This window comes from Rhizobium sp. NXC24, assembly GCF_002944315.1.
Lineage (GTDB): Bacteria > Pseudomonadota > Alphaproteobacteria > Rhizobiales > Rhizobiaceae > Rhizobium.
On the sequence record NZ_CP024312.1, the window covers coordinates 23,806 to 48,999 of the forward strand.

Genomic DNA, 25,194 nt, shown 5'->3' on the forward strand with positions numbered 1-25,194 from the left:
GCCCTTCAAGGATGCGGCGTCGGACGAGGCGGCAAGGCCTTGATATAGCGCGCGATCGCGTCGCGATCGCTCTGCGGCAACATCGCCGTGTTGGTGACGACCTCGGCCATGGACGAGCCGACGCGGCCATGGTCCGGCGTGTTGCCGCTCTTCAACAATTCCGCGATATCGGCTTCGGACCAATGGCCAATCCGGCTTGGTGTAATGTTGGGAATAAAGCCCGTGCCCTCGGGATCGATGCCGCCGGCAAACCGTGTTTCGGGCTTGATGGCACCGAAAAAATTGCGTGACGAATGGCATTCAGCGCAGTGGCCTATGGTTTCGACCAGATAGCCGCCCCGCGCCAAGACGGGATCGGCGCCGACCGATACCGAGGTCTGCCCTTCATGGAAGAACAACAGCTTCCAGAAGCCCAAGAGGCGGCGTATGCGGAACAGAAGAAACAGATCATGCGGGGGCGGCTGGCCGGAAACCGGAGCCAACGTCTTCAGATAGGCCCGCAGATCCTTGATGTCCTCGAGGCGCATGCCCGTATAGCTCGGATAGGGAAACACCGGATAATAGTGCCGACGTTGCGGCGAAACCCCGCCGATCATGGCGTTGGCGAGATCAACCGTGCTCCATCTTCCGATGCCATCAACGGGGTCGGATGAGATATTGGGAGCGCGAAACGTGCCGAAGGGCGCCGCGAGCGCGATGCCGCCGCCCAATCGCAATCTGTCCTGTTGGCCAGGGGTGGCGTGACAGGACGCGCAGTCGCCGGCGGCAAAGATAAGCTGCCCCCGAGCCGGATCACCATTGCCTTGAAGGCGCGGATCATCTGCCGCAAAGGGCACGGTGGGTCCCGTCACGAACCAGATCGCAGCGGCAACCGCTAGGGCCGCCAGGCACAGCCAAATCAGAATGCGCATGGTTCTATCGACCGATCCGGTGGAACTCGTGGAGGCGCTCCCATAGAACTGACGATCGGGCCATCCGTTCCGCTCTAAACGCTGGTGGTAGCTCTTCCTTCCTGCGGCAGCAGGAGCCTTTGGGCGACTTCAAGCTCTTTTGCCGTTGCCTGTTCTTCGCCGGCTTATCGGGAACAAACGCTGAATGCGGCGGTTTGATGTGGCGAGGTAGCCAGACTTTGCCAAAGGAGTTGCATTGCACAGCTCGGCCAAAGTCGACTGGTTGTCGAAAAGCAAACGCCCGTTTTAATCAGGAATTTGGCGGGGCCCATGAACAAGTACGAACCCCATCTTGCACGTCTCGCAGCCTATGCGGAAATAATGATGAATGGCGAGATGGCTGAACAATTCGGCGCAATCTGTTCACGTCTCGGCGCCGGCGGGACTATCGAAGTTCTTCTCATCACCACGCGCGAAACGCATCGTTGGACTATTCCCAAGGGATGGCCGATCAAAGGTTTGAAGCCGAACGAGGTTGCGGAGCGCGAGGCTTGGGAAGAGGCTGGTGTCAAAGGCAAGGCCGAGAAAAAACCCTTTGGTTACTACACCTATCTAAAGATCTTCGATTCGGAAAACGCGACGCCATCAATGGTCGAGGTTCATCTTCTACGAGTCCAGAAGCTATGTGCCAAATTTCCGGAACGTAAAGAACGCACCACAGAATGGTTCTCGCCTTTGGAAGCTGCCAAAAGAGTGCAGGAGCCCGAATTGAAGGGCCTGCTGGTGCGCTTGATGCATTTTCCGATCGAAAACGTCGTGGCCGAAATGGACAGGAGAAAAAGCCGTTCGTGATCCCTACCATCCCTGTCCACGCCAAGGCGCAGATCGCTTTGCGGGCGCAGCGGTGCGAAAAGCCGGCTTCAAATTGGATCATGGATGGCAATGCTGCCTGTGCTCGACGATCGGCCCTCTGGGTTACATCCGGCGCGAGCCAACGCGACGGCTGGGATGTCGAGATCGGCGGTTGAATTTATCGAGAAGCATATTCCGTCTTCGGAATAAGGAGCGGGCCGGTGAGGGCCGCTATGTTTAAAGCACTTGGAGTCTGGTGTGTTTCTGTCCTTCTTGCGACCTCTGCGCCGGCAATGGCACAAGATTGGCAGTCTGTGAACAGCGGCGAGACTGTCACCATCGGAACCACGCAGAACATTCTCATGCACGCCGATCAGCCGAAAGGAAGCATTCTGTTGCTAACCGGTGGCGATGGCCGGCGGAATGTGAGTGCGGGCGCCCGCTTTAGCGATGGCGCGACCAACGCTCTCATCCACAATCGTGATGCGTTCCGAGACAAAGGCTTTAACGTGCTGCTCGTCGAGGTGGGAACGAATCTCAACGCAGCCACGGATTTCATGGCCGGCCTCAAGCGCCCCGTTATCATTGTCGCCACGAGCAAGGGAACGCAGCGTGCGGCGGAAGGATTACGCCAAGGTGCGCGTCTGGACAAGCTGGTGCTGACCTCCGGCTTCCTCAGCAACGCACCCGGTCCGGCCAAGTGTGTCACAGAGATCCTCGGCAAGTCAGCGTTCCTGCCACGACGCTGTGCCGTTCAAATCCTGGGCCGGGTCGAAGGTTGAAGTGAGTTGATTGAGCGGAGGGAGCGAGGAAGGCAATCCATGTAGCTTTAGCGCACACCATGGTTTTGCGGGCCGGATGCAGAATTGGTCTGGGTTATTGCCGATTTTGCTGGTCGTTAAGGGGGAATAGCCAATTGGAAGCCGAGGGTGCGTCACGAATAGCCGGCGGCACAGCGGGATCCCTATCGCGACAACGGCTGTAAAAACCACCGTTGTCTCTCCACATATTCGCGAGGGCCACATGACCCTATTCCCCGTACACGAATACGCCATCCTCTCGCGCCGCCGCAATCATTGCACTGCGGGCTGCCTCGGTAGTGATTCTCCCCTCCACAGCATCAAGAAGCGCTTGCTTTGCCCATTCGTAGGCTTGTCCGGTTTTCTCGGTCGGCCATTCGTTCAGAAGAAATCCAGCAGCGTGCTCGGTGCTGTTGATCCTGACCACTCGGCCAAGGCGTTTCGTTGCGAGCATCAGAGGATGGTCCCACCATTGTCTATCCATAGCTATATCCCTCCATAATCCGAACCAGCAATGGGGAGCTTTGTTCCTGTCAACGCTCAAGTTGCTCCATTGTTTGGTGGCTTGAAGGGTGGTAGGGCAGGTGCCTCTCCTCTCGCCCCCTTCTTTGGGATAGTCATCAGGACCATTATGTGAATTTGACACCGGCCCCTCCGGTGTGAGCTGATTTGGTTGCCGCTCCCAGACGGGATTCCGGTGGCTAGGGTTGACGAGAGGGGGCGCTGGTTGACCCTAGCCCGTGCACTTATGACGCAGTTATCACCGAGAATGGGGCGACCGGCCGGTGTGCCACAATTGCAGGAAGGTGATGCCTCCCTTGGCGTGAACAGCGTCGGTAACTTTTTTCCACCCCTCGATTTGCTCGGCGGAATGGATCTCAGGGGTGGCGGAATAGCCCTGACCAGAAGCGGGGCATCCTTAACAGTTGAGAAGGCGCCTTGCTGCGGATGCGGGTGGAGAAGAGCGACGCACCGCTGGTTGAATTCACTCGTGTGGTCTTCGGATCGCTTCTTGTTTGACCAAACGACCGAAAACGAGCGCGAGACAAAATCGTAGAATATTGACAGCGGTGGTGCGGATCGGCTCTGTGCTTCAGAACCCCAGGTGCTCGAGGAGTTTCTAGCTCTCGCAACTTTCGCTACGCACCGATAATTTCCAGCGTTGGTCAATGGACGGCGAGGACCTACACATCTGTCCATAAGTTCTGAGCAGGGGAGCGACGTTTACAGCCGGCCGTTCCCCATTCCCAGCACTCGGCCTCCCCCGTTTTCGCATGAGAGCATTTGCAAGCAGCCCGATTAACGCGCTGTGGCCATCCGCTGGCGGAACCAAACGCCGCCGCTGATCAAAGGCCATGTCATCATAATCATAGATCAGCCAATGATTGGGGTCACATGCAAGCCGTTCGATACAGCGCGTGCGCGCCGATGTGGACAAGCTGCTTAAGGTCGCCTGCGGATAAATTGCGACAAGACTGGGTATGTTTAAAAGGCGCCGAATGAGCGCTCCGCTGGATGGCGAGCCGTTAAGCGAGTCCAATCCGCAAATTTCGTCGATGCAACGATCGAGCTGTCTCGCGGCCGAGCTCACGGCGATCGTCGATGCGCGACGCAGATCGTAGCCGCAGCGGACACAATAATGTTGCGGGACAAGTTCGCTCTGGTCGAAAACCGCAATGCGGCTGCTGCAGGAAGGGCATCGGTCACGCAATCTGCAGCCATGCTTCGTGCATGAAACCCGCGTCGCCAGTCGCCATCGCCGCCGGAAATAGGGCTGTGCATCCTCGGCAAGACATCGAGAGCAGAACTGCAGCCAAGTCGAACGATCGCGCCGGCCGCTGTTGCGAAGCGGCAGCAAAAGTTGCTTCGGCAGAACGTGCGACAATTCCATCGCCGCGAGCTGGTTGGGCGAAACACCGGCGTTTGCGCACAGCAGTCTTGTGACATCGCTCGGAAGCCGGAAGTCAAGCGCTGGCGACCACATGCCGATACCAAGCCCCAGCACGCTTGCGAAGGATCGCGGAGCAACACCATTGGAGTAGGCAAGTCGGTGAAGCCAACTCGAGAGCAACTCGTCGGGTTGCGGCGCAACGATGGCGGGCCACTGATCAGAAACGACGTCGCGATATCGTTCGCGAATACTGATTGTGAGCGCCGGGGTGCCGGTCGCCCTCATAGCAGGCTCTCACGCACAGCCGAGTTGCGCCGCTGCGAGATCGGCACATGATGCAATGCATCTATGCCGGCCTTGGTGATGCGTTCGGTCCCGGATCTGACCGCCGCGACAGCCGCCTTCGTGACGATGGCGACGATCTCTCCGATCAAGCCTTCCGAGAGGCTGAATATCCGCCGGGCCAATCGTTCATTCGACAAATCCGAGCTTCTTGCGAGGGGCAAAGCGGCCTCGAGGCTGTCGAGCAGCATGAGATAGGCTTCGTCATATTGCCACCGAGGGACCGCTACGAGGTCGAAGCGGCTCGCCATCTCGCTGGTGGCGTGGATAAAATCAAAGATGGCCACCTCGCCGATCAGCACTGGCGAGATATCATACTGGCGGCCGATCCGCCGCAGGAAAGCAAAGACGGCTTCGACGTCCCGCGCCCGGCCTCGCAACGCATTATGGAATTCGTCGAAAATCAGTACCTTTGGCTTGAGGTTCGCCAGCAAGTGATCCAGCTGCGCCGCTTTACGGCCGACGTCCCACATATCGCCGCCCGGAGCTCGCAGAGCTTGCAGAATACTGGCATAGAAGTGACCGAGCCCGGCGCCCTCGCGGGTCTGGGCTATCCACACCTTTTGCTGAGGCGAGGATCGCAGGTGTTCGACGGCGAACCGCTCGGCGATCATCGTCTTGCCGTTGGCATAGGGGCCGACCAATATCAGGCCTTGAGTTCGCAATGACGGAGGTCGCGACATAAGATCGGCCAGCCGCCGATGGCTGTCTTTTGCAACATGATGACCGATCCATCGTGGCGCACGAATATAGGCGATGCGTTCCTCCCGATCACGATCGAGATATGGCCGAACATGGTCAAGCAGATGATCCGCCATGCGGACTACCAGTCCTCCACCGGCAGCGGTTTCTTTTGGCGAGCCGCATGTTCCCTGGGAGCCGGCACATGCGCTTCAACGGAGGCGTAAGGCTTCTGCGCTGCGGCAGCATGGGCGTTGCGCACGGCGTCGCGCAGCTGGCGCCTGGAAGGCTTTGTCGCTTCGGCGATGGCCGCGATCTCACGCCGAAATGCCACCTTCTCGACGCTTGATCGCTGGTTCATCGCCCGCCGACGCGCGCGCCCGGCCTCATGTTCCCAAAGCGTCAGCGGCGTCCACTGGCCGTCACGTCGTTCGACCGGCCGAAACACTCGGGTCTCCGGGTCGCGGACGTAGACATGGCTGATGTCGCGGGGATCGTATCGCACCTGCAGCTTTCCGAGTCGATCGCGCTCTGGAACGAAGATGCCGAGCCAGGACGCATAGTAGTGCTGAGCGAACATGCTGATGCCTTGCGGCGACAATCGCCGTTCGGCCCCCGGCAAAAACGACAACAGAACACGCTGCGGATTGTCGCCGTGCTCAGGCGGAGCCGCAGCGTCGCGGTGCCATTCCGTGAACGGCACCTTCAGCGTCTTGGGATTTTCCTGAAGATTGTGGTCGATGACCGCCAGGGCAATGCAGCGCTCCAGATCGGCGAAGCTCAGGCAGGCACGCCGCTCCGCCGGGTATTCGTCGCGATCGGCGACCGAGCGCCCGGATGAACCTGGGTATGTGGCAAGAACCCCGTTAAGTTTGCCCAACAGTCGCTCGACGACGCCGCCTTGATGGACCCGGCCGCGATCGCGATAACGGATCCGAATACCATAGTCGTCACAGCCGCGTTGGAAGGCATCACTCTTGAACTCCTTGGCCGAGTCGGTGACGAGCAGCCGCGGCCGGCCGGACATTGGCCAGGCATGATTGAGATTGCGCGTGGCAAGCCATCTATCTTTCGGGCAGATGGCTTGGGCAAGACAAAGCGCGACAGACAGGACCGACGGCTTTTCCAAAGTGAGGCAGAAGCCGAGGATCGCCCGCGTCGCCACATCGGTAACAATTGTCAGGTACGGACGGCCGACGAACAGGCCAGCCCCGCCGACAACCTCCACGAAATTGATGTCGGTTGGCGTATGGTCGATTTGGCAGACGTCGAGCGGATTCGACGCGTGGATATAGCCGGGCCGCGGTTTCAGGTGAAGCAGGTGCTTCGGATTGGCGGAGCGCTTCTTCGCAATCTCTTCAGGCGAAAACAACGCAGGAACGCGCCGGGCGACTGTGACATAGGTTGGCACGGTAAGACCGGCTTCCTCGCAACGCGCCTGGATCTCGGCAACAACAGGAGCGAGTGGGGGCGCCTCGAGCGTCAGCCATTGCTCGCGCAATGTTGCGTTGATGATTTCCTCGACCTGTTGCGGCAGCCGTTTGCGCCGGTTGCCGGCGGCGCGAGGCAGCAGGGCTGTCACCGTCCGATCCACGCGATAACGGGCGAGGAGGTTGTAGACTTGCCGCGTTGTTAGCCGCAATTCGGCTGCGGCGCGTGTGATGGCAGCCTGCTTGGGACTGCCGCCATCGAGAATCTTGTCCAACTCACGGGCGATGCGACGCGCGGTCGACCACTGCTCGTCCGGAATCGGTCGAGTTGCGGCTGTTCGATCGCGCAATTGCTTTGTCAAAAGCGAGCTTCATTGAAATCGTTAGCGGAAAATCGGCTCTAAATTACCGGCTAAATCTAACTACCATATGACATTTTGCGGTTTGAAATTGGGAAGTAGAAGCCACATTTGGTGGCGGTGCCGGTTGATTGGGCAACGGTGCTGGCGCAGCCGAGCCGAAGCGGCCCCGGGTGATCAAGCCCGAGCGAGAATGATCGCCGACAGGGACGGAACCGGTTGGCCGACGTTGCCGATACCAAGCCGGTCACCGAGATAGTGGTAGAAGGACAGCCCAAGCTTTTGGCAGGTCTTCATCAGACCGAGCATGACGTCACGCGCAACACGGCCATCGCGGCTCATCGTGCCGCCGGAGATCTTTCGCTTCGTGACAAAACTCCGCAGATCATTTTCGGATGCATTGGTGTGCAGCGGAATCTCGGGATGATCGAGTACCTTCAGCAGCTCGGTCTTCCTTCGACGCAGCCGCTCAAGCAGCTTATCGAGTGCCTCATAACCGGTGCGCAGGGCGAAGATCCGGTCGAACCGTCGTCGGAAGGCTGGAGCAGCATGCGGTGAGGGCCTCTGCTTCCAGGCCTTCAGCGCCTTGTAAAAGCGCCAGACGAGATCGCGAATAAGTGCGACGGATCGCTCCTCCTTGGCAGTGGCCGGCATAAGCTTTTGCAGAAGGCGTTCGGCGTGGACCCAACACAGCGCGTGATTGCCGACGCGGAACTGGCCGGCATCGTCGGACACGATTACCATGTTTCCCACCAGGCCATGATGGCGGATAGAACCCCAAAGCGCGGCTTCAGCAAGCGTGCCGATCTCCTGCCGATCGAAGATATCGACACCCTTGTCGGCCAGATGCGCCATGAACGGCACCTGGTTGCAGAAGCGTTGTGGTTCAAAAGTGCGAAGTCCAGCGGCCACGACTGGCTCGCCACGGCGCTCTTTCAGATAGTCGAATGCGGCATCGTTGAGCACATAATCCTGATAATTGCCGCGCAGCAGCGACAGGAAATTCAGGCGGGACTTCGATTTTGTGGTGCGAAAGACAGTAAAATTCCGGCCGCCGATGTGTGTGGCGTAACAGTTATTATGGGAATGCCGCGCGCCGGTGTCGTCGACAGTGACATAAGACGACGACACCAGACCGGCATGCAACACCGCCGCGTCCTCGGCAACAAAGCCATCCAGCTGCCGGGTCAAAAGCCGTACGATTTGGCGTTTTGAGATGTCGAGACCAATGTCATTGAGCAATGTCGTCAGACGCGCGGCCGTGACCTGTCCTTGTGCATGCAACATCAGGCACAGCCGCCTGAGATTGGCGCCATAACCACCGATGATCCCCGCCGGCAAAGGGGCCAGCACCGTCTTTCCATCCGGCGTTACCCAGCATTCGCGACGGTAATGCACGAGCTCCGCCTTGAGCACCAGGTCGCGAACATAGACGCTTTTGTATCCTTTGAAGCGTGAGCCGGCCGGAGCATCGACGCGCAGGATCTCCTGCCGGCTCACCCGTTGGACATCCAACTTTGCACCGCGTGGTTTCTTCTTGCTCGCAGGCTTACTGCCGAGTGCAGCGTCCGTTGCCTTGTCCATACCGGAGGAGCGAAACGGCGGGCGCGGTGGCAGGTTCTTCAACCGGGCGATCTCGTCGCGCAGCAGCTGGTTGTCGAGTTTCAGGCGGGTGTTCTCGAGCCGAAGGGCGGCGTTTTCCTCGCGCAGCTGGATGTTGTCGGCCTCAAGCTTCGCGAGCCGGGCTTCCGCCTGCTGCGACCGCTCCAACAGACCGGACACAAGACTGCGCAACGCATTCAGCGACAGCGTATCGGCATGCTCGGGGGAGGGGAGCCGTTTCGTCATGACAGAATCGAATCATGATTTGCCCCGGCAGGAGAATCCCCAGGCTATCAATCAAGGATCAAAACGCCGGGTTATGCACACTTCTATGCTCCCTCGCCAAAACGCTGCCACCGATTTTGCCCCACGTACCTCTGCTTGTAAGCCTTTCAGTGTCTTGAAAAGCGGCCAACGAGATCGCGAACCGACAGCAGTTTGCTCAAGGGGTGTCCCTATGAAGCGTACTTTGCGTATGTCGTTCGCGTTCCTTGCGATGCATTAGACTAGCCTTCTGGACACATCGCGGTTGCCAGCGATCGATGCGGGTTCCGTCAGGTGGCCAGCGACTGCGACTCAACAAGTTCTCGAAAGTTTGAGCGTATCTGCTGGTCCGCTTCCTCGATGGAGCATTTCCAGGCATCCGCCATTATGGGTAACGCCAGCTCCACGTCCCAAGGCATCAACGAACAATGTTCGTTGGTGCCGAATGGTCCGTCGGTTTCGGTGAGAATGCGATGGCGTGGCATCGCGAACGCTAATTCTCTGCCTTTGCGACTTCGCAGCATTGCGGGGCCTACGCTAAACCAGCAGTCCAGTTCCATCGCTCGGTCCAGTTCCTTTCGGGAGCCGGTAAACCAATGCAATATCGGTATGCTCTTGCTGACGTTCTTTTCCAGATTGTCCAGCACGGCTCTCGCCGCGCCGCGAGAATGAATGGAAAGCACCTTTCCCCCCAACTCTTCCGCAGTCTTCAACAGCGTGTTGAAAACGTCGGCTTGAAGGCGGGCGCTCGCGGCATGATCTGGAGAGCCGTCAACGCCAATCTCGCCCACGTACTTCGTACGTGCCATGTGCTTTTGCACTTCATCGATTTCGCGATATCGCTCAGCGACGAGCTCGGGGTGGAGGCCGACCGCCACGCGGATGCGTTTACGCCCCTCCGCAAGGCGCAAATTTCCCAAGAAAGCCTTCGGCGTGGTGGTAACGGCAATCACGAAGATGCCACGCTTGTCCACTTCATTGATCACCCGCCCGGGGTTCGGATAGAGATCAAGGTGGCAGTGCGTATCAATCATCGTAGACCGGTCAGTTCCAGAAAAGCACCAATCTCGTGTAGTCCCTCTGTCGCGACATTTCGATAGGCGTGAGCATCAATTCGTAAGCGAGGCGCCGTTATGTGGGGTCCGATCCACCTGCGGGGGCCATTTCGTTCGACGGAATCAAGTGCCGTCATGACCTGCATCACGTCGTCATATTCTGCAAAGGCCTTCCCGTGGAAATCGTTATTGACCCGCCCATGAACCAGGTCTTCGACTTTAGGGTGAATATAAGCGGTAGTGTCTGCGTCTAGTCGGCCTGCCCATTTCAAGAATGCGGAGCGCCGAACCAAACAAGGCAAGCACCTGCCGCAGTGGGTATAACTTCTACCTGCGCGACCGCAGCTCATGGACCTCGGCGCCAGCTCCGTCAAGATAGCTTGGTCCTTGCATTCGATCATCATCGTGCCCTTAGTCTTCAGCTGGTAATCATTCCGCAACCGGACTTTGAGGCCAAGATCGTCGAACACATCCTGCAACATCTCGATGAATTTTGGATGCGTGGTTCGGGTGCTGAGGCTCCCTCGACGCAGTGTCGTCAGCGGGATGTTCAGGCTAATAAAACCATTCTCGGGGGTGTGCAGGTCCACAGTTCCGCCGTCTTTGTATCGGTCCAACAGGGTCGAAGCCAGTACCGCGAACGCAACAAAGACGATTGAGCGCGGGCGCTGTGAGATTTCCGCTGTGACGCCTGAAGTGCGCGGATCAGCATTTAAAGACAGAAGCCTGTTGCCCGCGTTCAATCTGTTCGCAAACAATTCCTGCTTGGCGACGTCACCACGAACTCTATTGGACACATAGACAGGTTTCTCTATCCCCGCAGTTTCCATGTCGATTGCGCCGATCAGGCTATCGAGGCCTCCAGAGAGCAAGGCGACGCAGGTTTCGCGTCGGGAACCGGCGTGTTGTTTGGGCGGCGCAGGGTGGTAGCCGCCCTCCACGAACGTGAGCGACCAGAAATCCCCCGTCAGAAACGACAACATCGGAACAAGCTTGCCGGCTAGGCTCTGCCATCGATGAGGATCGCTGACACCGATAGTGAGTTCGATCTCCCGGGTCCAGCCGTCGGCGCTCGTTCCAGCTCGGTTTACCAATCGATCCGCACCGACAACGGCAAGAGCCAACGCCGTGAAATCCCAGGCCGTATTCGATGGGGAACGCCCCGCCCATTTGAAAAGCTCGTTCGCAACCGATAAACCGGCGTGACCTGAGGAACGGCTGAGGGCGCCTAGATCGCCGTCAAAGATGTTAATCCTATGGTCCACGCGAGCTGGAGTCGACTGTTCTGGACGAAGTGCTGCGATCTTCATTCGAGGTAGCTTTCAAAAATGTCCATAACCTGAGCTGTGATATCGCGGGCAATTGACGTAGCGGTTCGTTTCGTGAGTTGACCGCCACTGCTTTTGAATTTCGTGTATTGCGCGCTGTATTCTTCGCGAACCCAGTCGCTGATTTCCTTCAAGCGATCATTGGCCAAGCCTGCGTTGCCGTGTGCTGCTCGCTGCAAGGACGCGCCGATATCTGCAATCAGGATGTTGAACGTAGAAATCGAAAGGGTGCGGATATAACATTCCTCTACCAGCTCGGTCGGCAGAGCTGTGATGTCGGCCGACTCGTGCTCGCTGAGTACCGAACTCACGGCTTCAGCGACGGCCTCTCGAACGCCTGCATCATCGAGCGAGACATCGGCCGGGTTCACCGCATCTGCGATACGCTCTGCAATCTCGTCCGTAGACAGACCCGCAAGAGCTCCGAGATCCAACGTGCGAGGCTCGCCCGCCACCGCAGTGCCATCCGGGGAAAGAATATCGAAAACGCCGCCAGCAGCAGAGGTCGATCGGCCCATGCGTTGTGTGGCTGTGTTCGCTCCGCCGTAACCACTCCTTACGTAATTCCCCAGCGCACTACGAAGGTTGCCGGTATCGCCTGTTTTTGTGAAGTTGCCTATGGCTCTGCGGGCGGATGTGAACCTGCGGGCCGGAGCTAGCTGCGGGGCCGGAGGCTGGTCCGGCTTCTCCTCCTGCGGCTTGTCCGGTTTTTTCTCTGGAGGTCGTTTCGGAGGTGAAGGGGTCCCATCAAGCGGGGGCGGTGAAAGTGGTTCGCGAGGGGGCGGCGGCGGTGAATCCGGGTTGACCCAATTGGGAACCAAAGGGACATTCTTGCCGGGGCCATTGCTGGTTTTGGAGGTACCCATTACTTGCCCTCTTTCAGCGCCTGGTTCAATGCCTTGGTGAACGGCGCCGGTAGGTCGGAACGCTTTCCGAGCAACACCACAGCTCTTTTCCCCCACTCTCTTACTTTCAGTCGCGGAACAATCGCAGGCTTGTACCCGGACGCCGGGCGCTCCACGAGGAACACAATGAGGCGCTCAGCTTGAGCGGTGTCAGCGTCGGCCGTTGCCTCCAAGGCATACAGGATTGCGGGTGTACCCCATTCGCTTTCGCTGCTGGCTTTGTCCAATAGAGTGGTCATGATCACAGATCGTTCTTCGGGCGTTACAGTATTGAACGCTTGTTTGATCGCGACGGTCGCAGAAACCTTCAGAGTCACCAACTGGGACAACAGCTCTGTGGCAGCTTTGGAGAGTTTGTTTTCCGCTGACAGGATAGGGGCGCTTTCTCGACCAACATGTAGTGCCCCTCGAAGGTCGACGTCACCGATATCGGGCGGTAGTTTGAGCCAATCTCTGATCAGCTTCTCGTCTTCCTTCCACCCGGTGGGCCACGTCTGGTCGTCGATGTCTTTTCCCGCCCGAACGTCGTGTTCGAGCTTGCGGAGTGTCTCAGACTTGCCGTTTGGTGCTGTGCTTATCAGTTCTGCCAAGGCGTTAAATGACGTTGCCGATGCAAAGCGCTCGAACAGCATGAGCTTTGCAAACATGGCATCGTTGACCGCGATCTTCTGAACTTTGGCGAGGCTTCGTCGGATCGAAAGCGTGTTCATGAAGCGCTTTATCAGTCGAGGATTGCCGTTCACTTTCGGTGATATGATCATCTGCCGGGCGAGGCGATCGGCAAGCTCCAATTCCGCCGCCAACGGTGCAGGGCAATTTGGAATCAGCTTCTGAACGAATTCAGCGTCGATAGCATTTCCTTGCCAACTGCTCGCCAGCTGTTCGATGACCCTTAGGCGAACCGTTTCCTTGTCGGCGTCGGAGACTCCGCTGCTCTGGACGAACAGCATCATGAGGTATGCCTTGACCTCGTTTGTTCCAAGAGGAGGCACCCGCAGTGGAACTTGGATCAGTTTGTCGAAGTAGCTGATGACGATGTCGTCATCGACCTTCGTTCCCGGGAAATGAACCCGGACCGCTTCCTTGATCATCTTGTCATCGGCGGCGATGATAAAAGCGGTGCCTCTCATGAACAGGAACAGGCGCATCGCCTCCAAAGTCCCGATCACCGTGGGCGGAAGGCAACGATCGAGATCGTCAACGAAGACGACAAGTGTTAGTTTCAGGTCGTCCAATAGCTCTTCAAACTGCTTCCGAATTGCGTGGATCATCTGAGGTGGAGTCTGTTTCTCCTCGGCTTTGAGCAGTCCCTTCGCATTTCCGGATTGCTCTCTTACTGCGTTTGACGCTCCCTCGATGTCATCACCGGTGACCTCTCCATCGGTGAAACTGTCGTACACGCCCTTTCCTGCGCGAGCGATGGCGCCGACTGGGAGGCCGCTGTAGGCAGTAAGCGCGAGCTCGCCGATCAATCGAACCCCTCGAAACACATCGATCCGTTTCAGAAGTTTGATGCCCTTTTCGACGCTGGTCTCTTTTTCCTTCGCTCGCCGCATAAGCGCTTGGGCAATCTCTTCCATCAGAGCTGCCTTCGCGTCGTCATGGCCCTGGTAGAGCCACGCGTTGAAGTTCACGAATAGAAGTGACCGTTGCTCGGAAGGTGAATTACCGGCTATTTTCTGTGCATCCGCGATACGGGTTCTCAAATCCGCTTCGATCAGCTTCACCATCGAAGACTTGCCGACACCCCAGCCGCCCGAGATACCAATGCTCAGGGCTTCGCCTTTTGCGTCGAGGACCATCTGCGAAACAAGACTTGCCATAACGTTGAAGTTTACGAAATCTCTCCCGGTCTCGACATCCGCCCACATTTTCGCCCCCTCGTTGTAAACGTCAGAGTTGCTCTAGGGCGAATTCAATTCAAGTGTGAACAAAGTAATTCGGAATAGTACAACTCAACAATCCACAACTTGCATTCGGATTGATTGAGATATCGGCTCATTGAATAGTTTATGTTCAGGGATATGCAGCTTGGGGCTGGTTGCATTCGTGATAATGCCTCGTGGTAGCTCCTGTGCCGGTATCAATCCGCTTGCCGATTGATCTCGCAATTAGCGCGTAAACATACGCTTGTAATTGAGCACGCAGCCGATCAAGGTTCGATTGTATGGGCTGGAGATTCGCGTGCATCTTGCATCACTAAGGATCAAAAATTTTCGCAGATTTGCCGACACTACGGTTCGGTTCAAGTCAGGCCTCAATATCATTGTCGGACCCAACAACATCGGAAAGACGGCAATTGTCGACGCCTTACGGTCGCTCTTAGCCGGTACGGATGATCCCTATCCGAGGTTAACTGTCGACGACATTCATGTTCCAAAGGCCGGGGTCGCGGGCGGCGAGATCTTGTTTGAGTTCGTGTTCGACGAATTGAGCGGAGACGACGAGGCGGATTTTATCCACGCACTGCGTGAAAAGCCGGATGGAAAACTCGAAGCCATCCTGTGCATTGTCTTCGGCGAACCTGACAAATCAGGCCGCCTTCGGCCACGGCGCTGGTGCGGGGCGTTCGAGGAGGTTTCAATGTCATCGGCGATGCTCGACAATCTGCGAAGCGTCTATCTTCCGCCCTTGCGTGATGCAGAGCAAGGTCTGAGACCGAACCGCCATAGTCAACTGTCTCGGTTGCTGCATCTGTTGGCGAACGATGCGGGTAAAGAGGATGTCGCGGCCCAGCTGAAAGAGGTGGATGCCAAGCTCAACGAACTGCAGGTCCTGAAGGATGCTCAGACCGCTGTGTCGGGGCGACACGTGACGATGCTCGGAGATCAACTTGCCCAGGTTTTGAACATCGGGCTTGCGGGGAGCGACTTCAGCAAGCTTGCAGCACGGCTCTCCCTTCTGGTCGACAACTTCGAAATCGAACGCAACGGCCTCGGCTACAACAATCTGATTTTTATGGCAGTCGTTCTGAGTGAACTGTCTAAAAATGCCGAGGCAAGTTTCCGCAGCCTTATTGTTGAGGAACCCGAAGCTCATCTGCATCCGCAGCTGCAGGCCATTCTGTTGCAATATCTCTCGAGCATACAAAAGGGTGTCGGGGAAAAGGATGTGCAGGTATTTGTGACCAGTCACTCCCCAAATTTCGCGAGTATCGCCGATTTGAATTCCATCGCCTGCTTGTATGAAACCGACGGTAAGGTAGACAGCTTTCATCCGGCAAATGTGAAGTTCGCGAAAGGAAAGAAGGAAAAATTAAAGCGCTATCTGGACGTTACCAGAGCCGAGCTTTTCTTCGCGCGGCGGGTCATTTTCGTGGAGGGGGCGGCCGAGTTGCTGATGGTCAACCTGCTGGCGTCGAAACTCGGACTCAATCTTCGAAATCACGGCGTGAGCTTGATCAGTGTTGAGGGGCTCAACTTCGATTCCTTTATGCCGCTTTTTGGCGAAGATGGTATCCGCATCCCGGTCTCCGTGATCACGGATGCAGACCCCCAGATCAAAGACGCTGCTGGAAAAAAACAGGCGCATTACCCCGCAGCGGCTGAGAAGGTGATTGTCTCAGACAACACCGCCTCGATGACAGCCTTGTCTGACAAGTTCTTGAAGGTGTTCCACGGCCAGAAAACATTCGAGTACGATTTTGCACTCGAAATGAATAATCGAACCGCGATGTTGGATGCTCTTGAAGAGATTCATCCAATTATTGCGAGGAGTCTAAGGGTAGAGGTAGATGCTGCCATAGGCGACGCGGCAAAGGCGAGAGTATTGTTTAGGGGAATGTTCGAGAGGGAGCAGAACAACGTACAGAAAGGTCGCTTCGCCCAGGCGCTAGCCGCAAAGATCGAAGACGAAGGGCTGGCGATAACGGTGCCACCCTACATTCAGCGGGCGGTTGAACACGCATGCCAGCTGTAAACGACCTCTCAAAGCAACAGGAAGATGTTGTCGACCTTCCCGCCGAACCATTCGTCGTCTCTGCATGTGCGGGAAGCGGGAAAACAAAGACAGCGGTCCATCGGATCGCAGCAATGCGAAGCCGACTGACCGATGTCACTGGCAGTGTGCTCCTGTTGTCCTTTTCCAACGTCGCTGTGGAAACCTTCCAGCGTGAATACGGGGCGCTCGTAAGCCAGGGAAGCCGGACGGCTCGGCCGACCGTCGAAATCGACACCGTCGATGGCTTTCTGACGAAGAATCTTCTGCGACCGCATGGTCATCTGGTGATGGGATGCGATCGCTGCCCTTTTCTTGTTGAGGGGCACGAGCCTTTTTTGAAGAGCTTCACGATATGGGATGGCGCCAAGCCCGCCAAGACGTCAGAATTACGCGTCACGCTGGATGGCGGAAAATTCTCTTTCCGGGTAGGTAAGTGGGCGGGGATTGCTGTCGATCCGACGGAAGCCAAAGCCGGATTGAAGAAGTTGGCGGTGGTCGGGGCTTACACACATGAAAGCGGTCGGTATTGGGCTTATCGCCTCCTGCGGGAGGCTCCGTTCTTGCTCCGCGCTATTGCTCGGCGATATCCACATATTCTGATCGATGAGGCCCAGGACATCGGCTCGGTCCATCAAGCCATTTTGGAATTGATTGCCAGCGCTGGCACAAAGCTCTCTATGATTGGAGACGTGAACCAGGGAATATTCGAGTTCACCGGTGCGACTGGCGAATTTTTAGGAGACTACCACAAGCGGCCTGGCGTTCTTGCTAGACCATTGGAGACGAATTTCCGATCCGTGCCATCCATCGTTGCGATTGCAAACACGTTCTCTGGCAGAAAGGATGGTCCTGATCGCGTCGAGCCCGACTGCCTGAGCGGTGCATTCTATATCACGATTGACGATGATCAGCGCGACCAGGCACTCAAACGATACAGGTCTCTTCTCGGTGCCGCAGAAATTCCAGCATCGCAGGCCGCAGTTATTTTCCGTTCGACGCAGGCGTTCAACACCTGGAGCGGGCCAGGGGAGCCGCAGGGGCAGGGGGTCGTCAAGGCGTTTGGCGCGAGCGCGATCTGGAGAGATAAAGCACGGAATTTTAATCACGCCTATGTGTCGGCCTGCGCTGGTATCGTCGGGCTTCTCGATAACAACCACGGTGATCTGCTCGCAAAAATTCGATCACAGGCTGCTGACGAAACAATGCGATCCATTCGCAGAGAGATATGGAACTTCGTCAAAGATCCGGTGGCAGGCTTGCCATCGGCTAACCTGAAGGCCGCCACTCAGTGGCATCCGCTTTTGGTCACTCGGGTGAAAGATCTGGTCGTGCGACTGGAGAAGCTCTTTTCCCTGAAGCCCGGTGAGAACCTTGGGCAAAAACTTGCAAAGAAAGCCCTTTCGGATTTGCCCTTATGGCAGGGCGTCAATCCGGATCCCTCTCAATCTCTGAAATTCAGGATGTCCACCGTTCACAAGGTGAAAGGAGAGAGCATCGACGGGGTCATGTACGTCACAAGCAAGTCGAATATCGAGGAGATGCTCGCCGGAACTCAGACAGAGAACGGGAAGATCGGATATGTAGCCCTCACTCGCGCTCGCAACCTTTTTGTGCTGGGTGTTCCCGCGAAGGCAATCGCTGAACTTGAGCCATTGTTGAAAGCTTCTGGCTTTCTGAGTGCGGATGCACATTGCCCGATCGTCCCTGAAAAGCAGCCGCTCGCCGAACTGAAAGATGAAGATGGCGGAGCTTAAGAACCAGCATTTTGTGCCGAGAGTTCACTTGAAGAACTTCTCAGATGATCCAGGCGTGGACAAGCGGATGATCAATATGATCAACGTCAGCCGGGAGAAGGCGATAGAGGGCGCATCGATATCTGGGCAATGTTCGAAGAGCTACTTTTATGGTCCAGACCTTCGTATGGAGAAGGCAATTGGTACCCTTGAAGGCCAATACGCCGAAATAATTAGGCAAATCGAAAGCGGGGAGACGGCGATTGGAACTGTGCGGCTGCTCCTCCCCTGGGTGCATTTTCAGCATGTAAGAACCGACTCTGCGCGGAAGCGGCTTAAAACTTTCCACGATCAAATGAGAGACGCGATCGATGATGCGAGTTTCCATTGGGACGTCACCGACGAAGAACTGGTCCACGACGCCATAGGTCTATTTTTCAGGTCCACTGACCGCTTAGCCGACCTTAAAGTCGTCATCATCAAGAATGGCTCCCGGCGCGATTTCGTCACGTCCGACGCTCCGGCCGTAATGTTCAGCAAATGGCTTCATCAGACCAAGAGTATCGACTGCTACGGCTTATATAGTTCTGGATTGTGTCTATACATGCCGCTGTCACCGAGGTCGGCATTCCTCGCGTATGACAGCAACGTCTACAACGTCGATGGCATCCAGAATAATGTGCTGAGGATTACTTCCGTGGAGAATATCGACAATCTCAATTATCTCCTCATGAGGGCGGATGCGCAGAACATCTATTTCAAAAATTGGGCGGACCACGAGCACCTTCTTGTGCAGATCGGCAAACAGAAGCCGTTTCGGACATCAGGCACACGAACACAGGTTTTGGTACCCGTGGAGGGAGAGCTGAACACTTTTCGCGAACTCAAACCCGGGGAGGATGCCAAGGACTTCGGTAGGAATTTTATCGCGACCGAAAATGTCTTTCCGAAACCGGAGCAATGGTTTGGTTTCCTGAAAAACAAGGCTCGGCCGCGCGCATGGCATAATGGCACTGCTGTCGGTCACGTGCGCCAGGAGAGTTGGTTGCGCAGCCAACCCGAAGAGATGGAACCGATGCCATCGGAGAAACGTCCAAAAGTACTGCCAGGTCTGCCCGGTAATCCATTTTATTGATCGATGGGGCGCACTTGAAGAGGGGCCGTGGTACGCGATTGTCGCAGGCCCTTCCGTCTTGCGTGTGGCCATCAACCACAGTTCCGCCGCCTGGCGTTAACTTGTTGCCACATCAATGAAATGCTTGATGATAGGTGGCAGTCTCAAACGGTTCGCTCATCCTGACTCTCGATAGCGTAGATTTGTTCAATAGGATTCTAGACCGCTCATTTACCCGGAAATGAGTCTCGCCTTTGCATTGTCCGCACGGGAAGACAACACGGTGCCGCAACCAAGATCGGAGCCTTCGCATTCAGTCTCCCTAACAAGTTCCGTTTCGCGGTCTCAACGTCCCCGCAGGCTGCTATCGATCACAGCTATGCGTGCGTTTATTTCTAGGATCTGCGCTCGAATTTGCTTTGCCTGCTCTATCCTGGCAGCCTTTTCGCTCTCGTCTGTGGGAGGAGTGGCAAGGTCGTAAAGGAAGTTTTTGATCGCGAAACGAACGTGCCACTTCCCCCCGCTCAAGCCACGGAGCTTGTTCCAGGCCTCCACAGAAAGATCGTTATGTGGAGACAGTTCAGCTTGTTCGAGCTTCAAAAGAGCTTCGGAAATCGTCTCCTCACCACGAAACAGCCCGCCTAGCGCTCTGTCCACCTCTTCAAATGACAGTTCTTCGCCATCGACTGTTTTCTCTAGGAGCGAAAGCGTCCGATCATCGTAGAAGTAGATCTCGCGCAACGCGCTCAGAATCTGCTTCACCGTCACGCGATCCACGACCTTGGTGCCATCCGTGCATATGGTCGCGAGGGCGGCTAATGCGTCGATTAACCCCATCCCTGCCGTCACGATTGTTGTAATCACATGACTGCTCCCAGCCCATTTTCGAAAGACATTACCAACGCAACGAAGCCGCTTCAAACTACAATTGGACTGACTTCTGTCAGAACCATGAAACCGCTATTCCCATTTTGAAACGCCATTTAGTTTTCGGCGCTCCTGGCATTCAGCCGTAGGCGGGGAAATAGTCGCCGAAGATCGAACGCCATTCCTCGATTGCCGACCTCACGTAGCCGATACTAGCGTAAGTCTCTGCGGCGACCGCTGACCGATGAGCGCTATTGATTACTGAGATCATCCTGTCCGCTTCAGCCTTGGAAAGATACGGCGCCACATCGTCGCTGTAACCCGCGGGGTCTGCAATTTTAGTCCAGACCTTTTCCCGGATCTTGTCGAGCACCCACCGGACCCCACTCGGAATGTCAGTGATGGTCACGTCTGTCAGAACATGGCGGACCAGAACCTCCAGATGGAAGGACCGAAAAAGGTTGCCGTTGGCGCGGTTCCAGCACTTCATCATCTTGATCAACGGCACTAGCGAGCCACCGTGAGCCTTGTTGGAGGCTGTCCATAGCTCGACGTGTTTCTTCGGATCGGTAGAAATCCATCTGCCGACAGTCGCGTCAGGAATAAGGAAGCCGCCTCCCGTCGGATAGAACCCGGGAACGACATCGACCTCAAAGTCCGTAAATGTGATGGTCACGGCTTGGCCGTCCGGTTTGATTTTAGGCGTCTTCGGGTACTCTTTCTTAAGAGTGCCCATCACGGCGGACAGCAACGCGCGCTGATTGTTGCTGGCATAGTATTTAGGATCGAGTACTACGAAGACGTCGATATCGGCGGTCGTTAAAGGCGCGATCATGGTGTTCCGACGATAGGAACCCGTCAAGAAACTCTCCAGCACGGAGAAGTCTCTCGCGACGGCATCGCGGACATTCGATTGGCGCGTTGAGGTCGTGCTTTCCTGGAGACTTGTGATCTCCAGATTGGTTCTGAACTGGCGGAAAGCCTCTTCCACGGTTGTGACCATCGTTCGCTCAGATCCCCAGCCGTGTTCGTGCCTGATCCCATTCTTGTGTCAGGCGTGCGTTGTGCTTGTGGAACACCCGCGATGAAAGAAGGATGGCAGCAGTGGCCTTCGTCGTCTCGTAGAAGGAGAACAAGTCGATTGCCTGCGATTGCGCCGCAACACGCGAGAATGACTGCTTGCTCGAGAACAGCCGATGGAAGTTGTCGTAAACCTGTTCACTGCGAAGACGAAGCCACTCCATTCGAAGCCAGCGCGAGATGATGTCTTCGCTGAAAAGAACCTGCGCCGCTACCGTCAGCAATTCCAGATTGGTGGATCGGACCGAGATTGCGATAACGTAGACAACAAGGTATCCCAGGGTCTTCGCCCGCTGGCCAACAAGCATCTTTCGAACGATCTCGCGCGTGAAGAACGTACTCTCCATGATCGATGCAGCGAGGCGCTTCAGCGGGTTCGTCTGGTCGTTGTTGTAGTACCCAACCGTCTCCTCGTTCGTCAGGGAAACCCCGTAGCTGTTCGAAAGGAGTTCCTGCCTCCGCTTGTCTTCCGCCCGAGGGAAAAAGTACAGTTCTTGCGCCTGCCCCTGAACGAAGAACAGAAGCGCAAGCACGAGGAATGCGATCTGGAGGATTTCGAACAACACCGGATAGGCGGCTTTATCGACGAAGAGCGTGCCAATGGAAAGCGCCGATACGATCCAGAACAGCCAGCCTCCGATAGTCTCGGCGAGTTCCAGAGGTTTGTAATAATTCTCACCGACTGTATCCACCTTGGGCATCTCGACCTCTCCCGACTACTTGATTACGACGTAAAAGGGCTCACTGAAGCCCACGAGCTGATCATCGCTTCTGCGAATGACGAATGCTTCCGCCATGTGAACTCCCCGATATTGCAGCGACTCCCACCGGCGATTGCGATCATTCGGTTTCTCGAAGCCACCTCGACCCTTCTTGAGCGCCATAGCAACGGCTCCGGTATTGGTGATCCGCCACCGAACGTAGCAGTCCGCTGGTACCATCTGAAATTTGTTGACCCGCAGATCGAACCAAAGTCCGCCCTGGGGTGGCAGGGCCTCGCCGGAATTTACCGGATGCCCGCGCCCTGACGATTGGGACGATCGGTATTCGGCGAGTACCTGCACATTGTGGGAGACATGCTGGGCGGGCTGCCACGGTGGTCTTTGGAGATGAGCGGGCGTTCGGAAGGCCGGCGGGAGAATGCTGACCCCGAAGTCAATCACCGCATCAACTAGAGTGCCCAGATGGGCTGCCCCCTCCTTAAGGAGAGACAATGTCTGCTGGCTCGCGGTCGCTTCAGCCTTCTTGACGTTCTCGCCCTTCGCGAAATCGTCACCGAAAACCTTCCTCCACTTCTCGATGCTGTCAGAGCGGGTTTCCGCAGCCATCGCGTCGTCGATCCATTTCCGATACTTGTTCACGAAGTTCCGGAAGTTGGCGTACTGGGTGTCGTTCCAGAGATCAGCGAAATTCTCTGTAGGGAGGGATGGATTCGCGACTTCTGGCTTATCCGGGCGAGCTTGCAGCCAATCGTCCAGCCTGACCATTATTGTTTGAAGGGCGGTTGGTGTGTCTGCGAAGGCCGCCGAATCCTTGTCGAACCACTCGATCCTGTGACCGATCAGTGTCGTCAGCAGAACGGACTGGCAACTGAAGCGTTTCTTGATGTCCCTGATGTACTTGATCAGCCTTGTCGCCTTCCGGAACGAGTTATTCCCTGAATACCCGTTCTTCTCGCGCATCCACCGGGTATACTCAACGGGTTGAGATTCATCGAACTTGTCGTTGCGCTTATCACAAACCTCCAGTGTTCCCTGGTATTCGCGGTCCATCACCAGGGGTGCGATGTCGATCTTGCAGTCGTCGGCGTAGGTGATGGTGACGCAGTAGTCATAGACGACGGTCTTGTCCGCATATCGACCACTTTCCAGAAAGACCCGACCAAGATCCTTCACGTACTGGGCAGCGCTCCAGCCGTCCACCGGCCGAACTCGGACGAGAAGATCAGCATCGAATTCCCCCCCATCAACCGGGCGGATGATCGTGTCGTGCGCCCACGAGCCCTGACCGATAAAGGTGGAAATTGTCGGCTCCCAGTCGGAATCTCTCAGAAACGATTTGATAGTCTCTACCCGCTCCTCGAGCCGGGTGATGCGCGTCTGGTTCAGATTGACAGTATCAGCAAGAAAATCTTTGAAATCATTGACAAGTTTCATGGGTCCCTCCGGGCCAGAGGTAGGTTATCAAATCGTTAATTTCAACTGTCGCGATAGTGAATCTGCAACCGTTTTTGATGGCCCGCTAACGGCTGCAAACGCAGCAAGAGGAATGATGGGAAACACCGATCTTCGATAGTGGGAGGAGAGTGAGGAAGCGGCTCAGCCTGACTGCAATGATCTCGCAAGATAGTCGATAGATGTCTGACACGGCGGGACGGCTGACGGCCGGATGCATGCACGGCGTAGAGTTTGGTATCCGGAGGGTAGTAGATGTCAAGTGACGAGGACAGTCGGCCGACCGATGCAACCCATCGTCGTTTGGTCTCGCTGGATACGCGTTTGCCACCAGCGCTGCCAAGGCTGACAGATAGCTTGAGGTTGCATGTCCGCTGTCGCTTTCCCCGATCCAAACGCCGTCAGTACGCGCAGCCCCAAATTAGTTATTCCAGCCAGCCCAAGCTCTTAGCTCGCCTAATGAATCTATTGCACAGGGTCGTTGGTTCTAATCCGTTCAAGGCGAAAGACCGCGCCATCGCGACTCGATCAATCGTTCGAAATGATGAAGTTCTGATTGGCAGCTTTGCGCTTTCCATCCTGCGGTTGAACTTCTCGGAAGCTGCGATGCACATCGTAGGCGGGCTGTGTCCCTTGGGGTGATCTCGAACTGCGGCGTTCTGGCGGCCGTTGTGGCCTGACCGACGTGCATCGGTGGAGGCCAAGGGATCGCAGCGAAACGCGTTTAAACGAGGCGAGCTTTTCGCCCCTGATGTATGCGTTTAACCCGGCGCGGCCGCAGGGCCGCGGCGCTCGCTTGGTCGGTGAAGGCTTTTGCGATTTGCGATCGTGCCCACCGCGCTTTCAATTTAGCCCGGATTGAGTTCAAGGAGGGAGATTGCCTGGGGCGTCATCCGAATTTAGCGCATCCGAGATGCCCACCGTTGAAGGGTCTCCGGATGCGCGGATAGCCCGCGAGATCTTGTGCACTGCCGCAAAATTTTTCTCACTGTGTGACGTTCATGGGCAAATTCTGCTTTGTCTACAGCTTTCATGGACAATAGCTTCGTCTCAAATCAAAAGGGGACGTTCATGAGAAAGTACATTGCAGGCATAATTGCGCTCGCGGCATTGACGTTGGCTGGCAGTGTCAGCGCCGAAACGATCAAGGTCGGCGTGGTGCCAGGAGTATATGCCGATTCCATCGAGGCACTCGTTCCGGAAGCGAAGGCCAAGGGCCTCGACCTCCAGGTCGTCGAATTCACCGACTGGACGACGCCGAACATCGCTCTTCAGTCGGGCGACATCGACGTAAACTACTTCCAGCACCAGCCGTTCCTGAATAACGCGATCAAGGAACGAGGCTACGATTTCAAGAGTGCCGGCATCGGCGTCCTAGCTAACATCGGTCTTTATTCGCTCAAGCATAAAAGCTTTGACGAGATCCCCGACAAAGGAACGGTCGCGATTGCGAACGACCCCGTCAACCAGGGGCGTGGCCTTCTTCTCCTGCAGACGGCAGGCCTGCTGAAGCTCAAGGATGGCGTCGGTTTCAAGGGAACGCTTGACGATATCGTCGACAACCCGAAGCACCTCACGTTCAACGAAGTCGAGGGGCCGCAGCTCTCGCGCGTCACCGCGGATGTCGATCTTGCGCAGGGCTACCCCCACTTCATCGTCGCATCGAAGGCTTTCAATCCGAGCTCGGGGCTGCTCTATTCGGGCGTCGGTGACAAGCAGTTCGCAATTGTCTTCGCGGTCCAGTCTGCGAAGGTCAACGATGCGGGCATCAAACAACTGGTTGATCTCTACCAGAAATCAGACGCCGTGAAGGCTGCGATCGACAAGGCGTTCGCTTCGGATCCTAAGCTCTATACGCTCCCATGGGTAAATTGAGCGCGACGGCCCT

21 protein-coding genes and 1 pseudogene are annotated in these 25,194 nt (G+C 56.4%); 7 read left to right on the plus strand and 15 right to left on the minus strand.

Annotation, left to right across the window (positions count from 1 at the left end):
- Nucleotides 1-5 precede the first annotated feature (5 nt).
- Nucleotides 6-911: a cytochrome c gene (locus tag NXC24_RS20470; protein WP_104825309.1), complete on the minus strand. Its 906-nt coding sequence runs from the start codon at nt 909-911 to the stop codon at nt 6-8.
- A gap of 309 nt (nt 912-1,220) precedes the next feature.
- Here NXC24_RS20470 and NXC24_RS20475 point away from each other — a divergent pair, with 309 nt between their 5' ends.
- Genes NXC24_RS20475 through NXC24_RS20485 form a run of 3 tightly spaced genes read left to right on the plus strand, consistent with a single transcriptional unit; the run spans nt 1,221 to nt 2,524 of the window.
- Nucleotides 1,221-1,742, plus strand: a complete 522-nt coding sequence (locus NXC24_RS20475; RefSeq protein WP_104825310.1) for an NUDIX hydrolase — start codon at nt 1,221-1,223, stop codon at nt 1,740-1,742.
- Nucleotides 1,739-1,918 carry a hypothetical protein gene (locus NXC24_RS20480; protein ID WP_104825311.1) on the plus strand — a complete coding sequence of 60 codons (180 nt, stop codon included), beginning with the start codon at nt 1,739-1,741 and terminating at the stop codon, nt 1,916-1,918. The genes NXC24_RS20475 and NXC24_RS20480 overlap by 4 nt, the downstream gene beginning before the upstream one ends.
- A gap of 45 nt (nt 1,919-1,963) precedes the next feature.
- Nucleotides 1,964-2,524 (plus strand): alpha/beta hydrolase, encoded by a 561-nt coding sequence (locus NXC24_RS20485; RefSeq protein WP_158704505.1) that lies wholly within the window; start codon nt 1,964-1,966, stop codon nt 2,522-2,524.
- Nucleotides 2,525-2,771: 247 nt separating this feature from the next.
- Here the strand turns inward: NXC24_RS20485 and NXC24_RS20490 are convergent, their stop codons facing one another.
- From NXC24_RS20490 to NXC24_RS20540, 10 genes and pseudogenes are all read right to left on the minus strand, one after another.
- Complete coding sequence (locus NXC24_RS20490) at nt 2,772-3,026, minus strand: DUF982 domain-containing protein (RefSeq protein ID WP_104825313.1); 255 nt, start codon at nt 3,024-3,026, stop codon at nt 2,772-2,774.
- A gap of 282 nt (nt 3,027-3,308) precedes the next feature.
- Nucleotides 3,309-3,446 (minus strand): annotated as a pseudogene (locus NXC24_RS20495) (alkene reductase); the annotation flags it as partial.
- 216 nt (nt 3,447-3,662) lie between these two features.
- Nucleotides 3,663-4,718, minus strand: a complete 1,056-nt coding sequence (locus NXC24_RS20505; RefSeq protein ID WP_104825314.1) for a TniQ family protein — start codon at nt 4,716-4,718, stop codon at nt 3,663-3,665.
- On the minus strand, nt 4,715-5,593 hold the full coding sequence (locus NXC24_RS20510; protein WP_104825315.1) for a TniB family NTP-binding protein: 879 nt from the start codon (nt 5,591-5,593) through the stop codon (nt 4,715-4,717). The genes NXC24_RS20505 and NXC24_RS20510 overlap by 4 nt, the downstream gene beginning before the upstream one ends.
- A 5-nt stretch (nt 5,594-5,598) precedes the next feature.
- A complete protein-coding gene (locus tag NXC24_RS20515) occupies nt 5,599-7,248 on the minus strand; it encodes a Mu transposase C-terminal domain-containing protein (RefSeq protein WP_104825316.1) in 1,650 nt (549 codons plus the stop codon).
- A gap of 174 nt (nt 7,249-7,422) precedes the next feature.
- A complete protein-coding gene (locus NXC24_RS20520) occupies nt 7,423-9,093 on the minus strand; it encodes a transposase (protein ID WP_104825317.1) in 1,671 nt (556 codons plus the stop codon).
- Between the two features lie 308 nt (nt 9,094-9,401).
- On the minus strand, nt 9,402-10,145 hold the full coding sequence (gene qatD, locus NXC24_RS20525) for a Qat anti-phage system TatD family nuclease QatD (RefSeq protein ID WP_104825318.1): 744 nt from the start codon (nt 10,143-10,145) through the stop codon (nt 9,402-9,404).
- A complete protein-coding gene (gene qatC / locus NXC24_RS20530; RefSeq protein WP_104825319.1) occupies nt 10,142-11,476 on the minus strand; it encodes a Qat anti-phage system QueC-like protein QatC in 1,335 nt (444 codons plus the stop codon). Before qatC ends, qatD begins: the two co-directional genes overlap by 4 nt.
- On the minus strand, nt 11,473-12,360 hold the full coding sequence (locus NXC24_RS20535) for a hypothetical protein (RefSeq protein WP_104825320.1): 888 nt from the start codon (nt 12,358-12,360) through the stop codon (nt 11,473-11,475). Before NXC24_RS20535 ends, qatC begins: the two co-directional genes overlap by 4 nt.
- Nucleotides 12,360-14,270 (minus strand): KAP family P-loop domain protein, encoded by a 1,911-nt coding sequence (locus tag NXC24_RS20540; RefSeq protein WP_104825321.1) that lies wholly within the window; start codon nt 14,268-14,270, stop codon nt 12,360-12,362. The genes NXC24_RS20535 and NXC24_RS20540 overlap by 1 nt, the downstream gene beginning before the upstream one ends.
- A gap of 313 nt (nt 14,271-14,583) precedes the next feature.
- On the opposite strand from NXC24_RS20540, the gene NXC24_RS20545 reads away from it, so the two are divergent.
- The 3 genes from NXC24_RS20545 to NXC24_RS20555 are packed head-to-tail and all read left to right on the plus strand — an operon-like array spanning nt 14,584 to nt 19,206.
- Complete coding sequence (locus tag NXC24_RS20545; protein ID WP_104825322.1) at nt 14,584-16,317, plus strand: ATP-dependent endonuclease; 1,734 nt, start codon at nt 14,584-14,586, stop codon at nt 16,315-16,317.
- Nucleotides 16,305-18,092 (plus strand): ATP-dependent helicase, encoded by a 1,788-nt coding sequence (locus tag NXC24_RS20550; protein ID WP_104825323.1) that lies wholly within the window; start codon nt 16,305-16,307, stop codon nt 18,090-18,092. The genes NXC24_RS20545 and NXC24_RS20550 overlap by 13 nt, the downstream gene beginning before the upstream one ends.
- On the plus strand, nt 18,079-19,206 hold the full coding sequence (locus tag NXC24_RS20555) for a DUF4238 domain-containing protein (protein WP_158704506.1): 1,128 nt from the start codon (nt 18,079-18,081) through the stop codon (nt 19,204-19,206). Before NXC24_RS20550 ends, NXC24_RS20555 begins: the two co-directional genes overlap by 14 nt.
- A 324-nt stretch (nt 19,207-19,530) precedes the next feature.
- Here the strand turns inward: NXC24_RS20555 and NXC24_RS20560 are convergent, their stop codons facing one another.
- From NXC24_RS20560 to NXC24_RS20575, 4 genes are all read right to left on the minus strand, one after another.
- On the minus strand, nt 19,531-20,049 hold the full coding sequence (locus NXC24_RS20560) for a hypothetical protein (RefSeq protein ID WP_104825325.1): 519 nt from the start codon (nt 20,047-20,049) through the stop codon (nt 19,531-19,533).
- A gap of 142 nt (nt 20,050-20,191) precedes the next feature.
- Nucleotides 20,192-21,043 (minus strand): CBASS oligonucleotide cyclase, encoded by an 852-nt coding sequence (locus tag NXC24_RS20565; RefSeq protein ID WP_245464019.1) that lies wholly within the window; start codon nt 21,041-21,043, stop codon nt 20,192-20,194.
- 19 nt (nt 21,044-21,062) lie between these two features.
- Nucleotides 21,063-21,833, minus strand: a complete 771-nt coding sequence (locus NXC24_RS20570) for a hypothetical protein (RefSeq protein WP_104825327.1) — start codon at nt 21,831-21,833, stop codon at nt 21,063-21,065.
- A 15-nt stretch (nt 21,834-21,848) separates the two neighbouring features.
- The gene (locus NXC24_RS20575; protein ID WP_104825328.1) at nt 21,849-23,288 is read right to left on the minus strand and encodes a cyclic GMP-AMP synthase DncV-like nucleotidyltransferase; all 1,440 of its coding nucleotides are present in this window, start codon (nt 23,286-23,288) and stop codon (nt 21,849-21,851) included.
- A gap of 1,089 nt (nt 23,289-24,377) precedes the next feature.
- Here NXC24_RS20575 and NXC24_RS20580 point away from each other — a divergent pair.
- Nucleotides 24,378-25,181 carry a MetQ/NlpA family ABC transporter substrate-binding protein gene (locus NXC24_RS20580; RefSeq protein ID WP_104825529.1) on the plus strand — a complete coding sequence of 268 codons (804 nt, stop codon included), beginning with the start codon at nt 24,378-24,380 and terminating at the stop codon, nt 25,179-25,181.
- Nucleotides 25,182-25,194 lie beyond the last annotated feature (13 nt).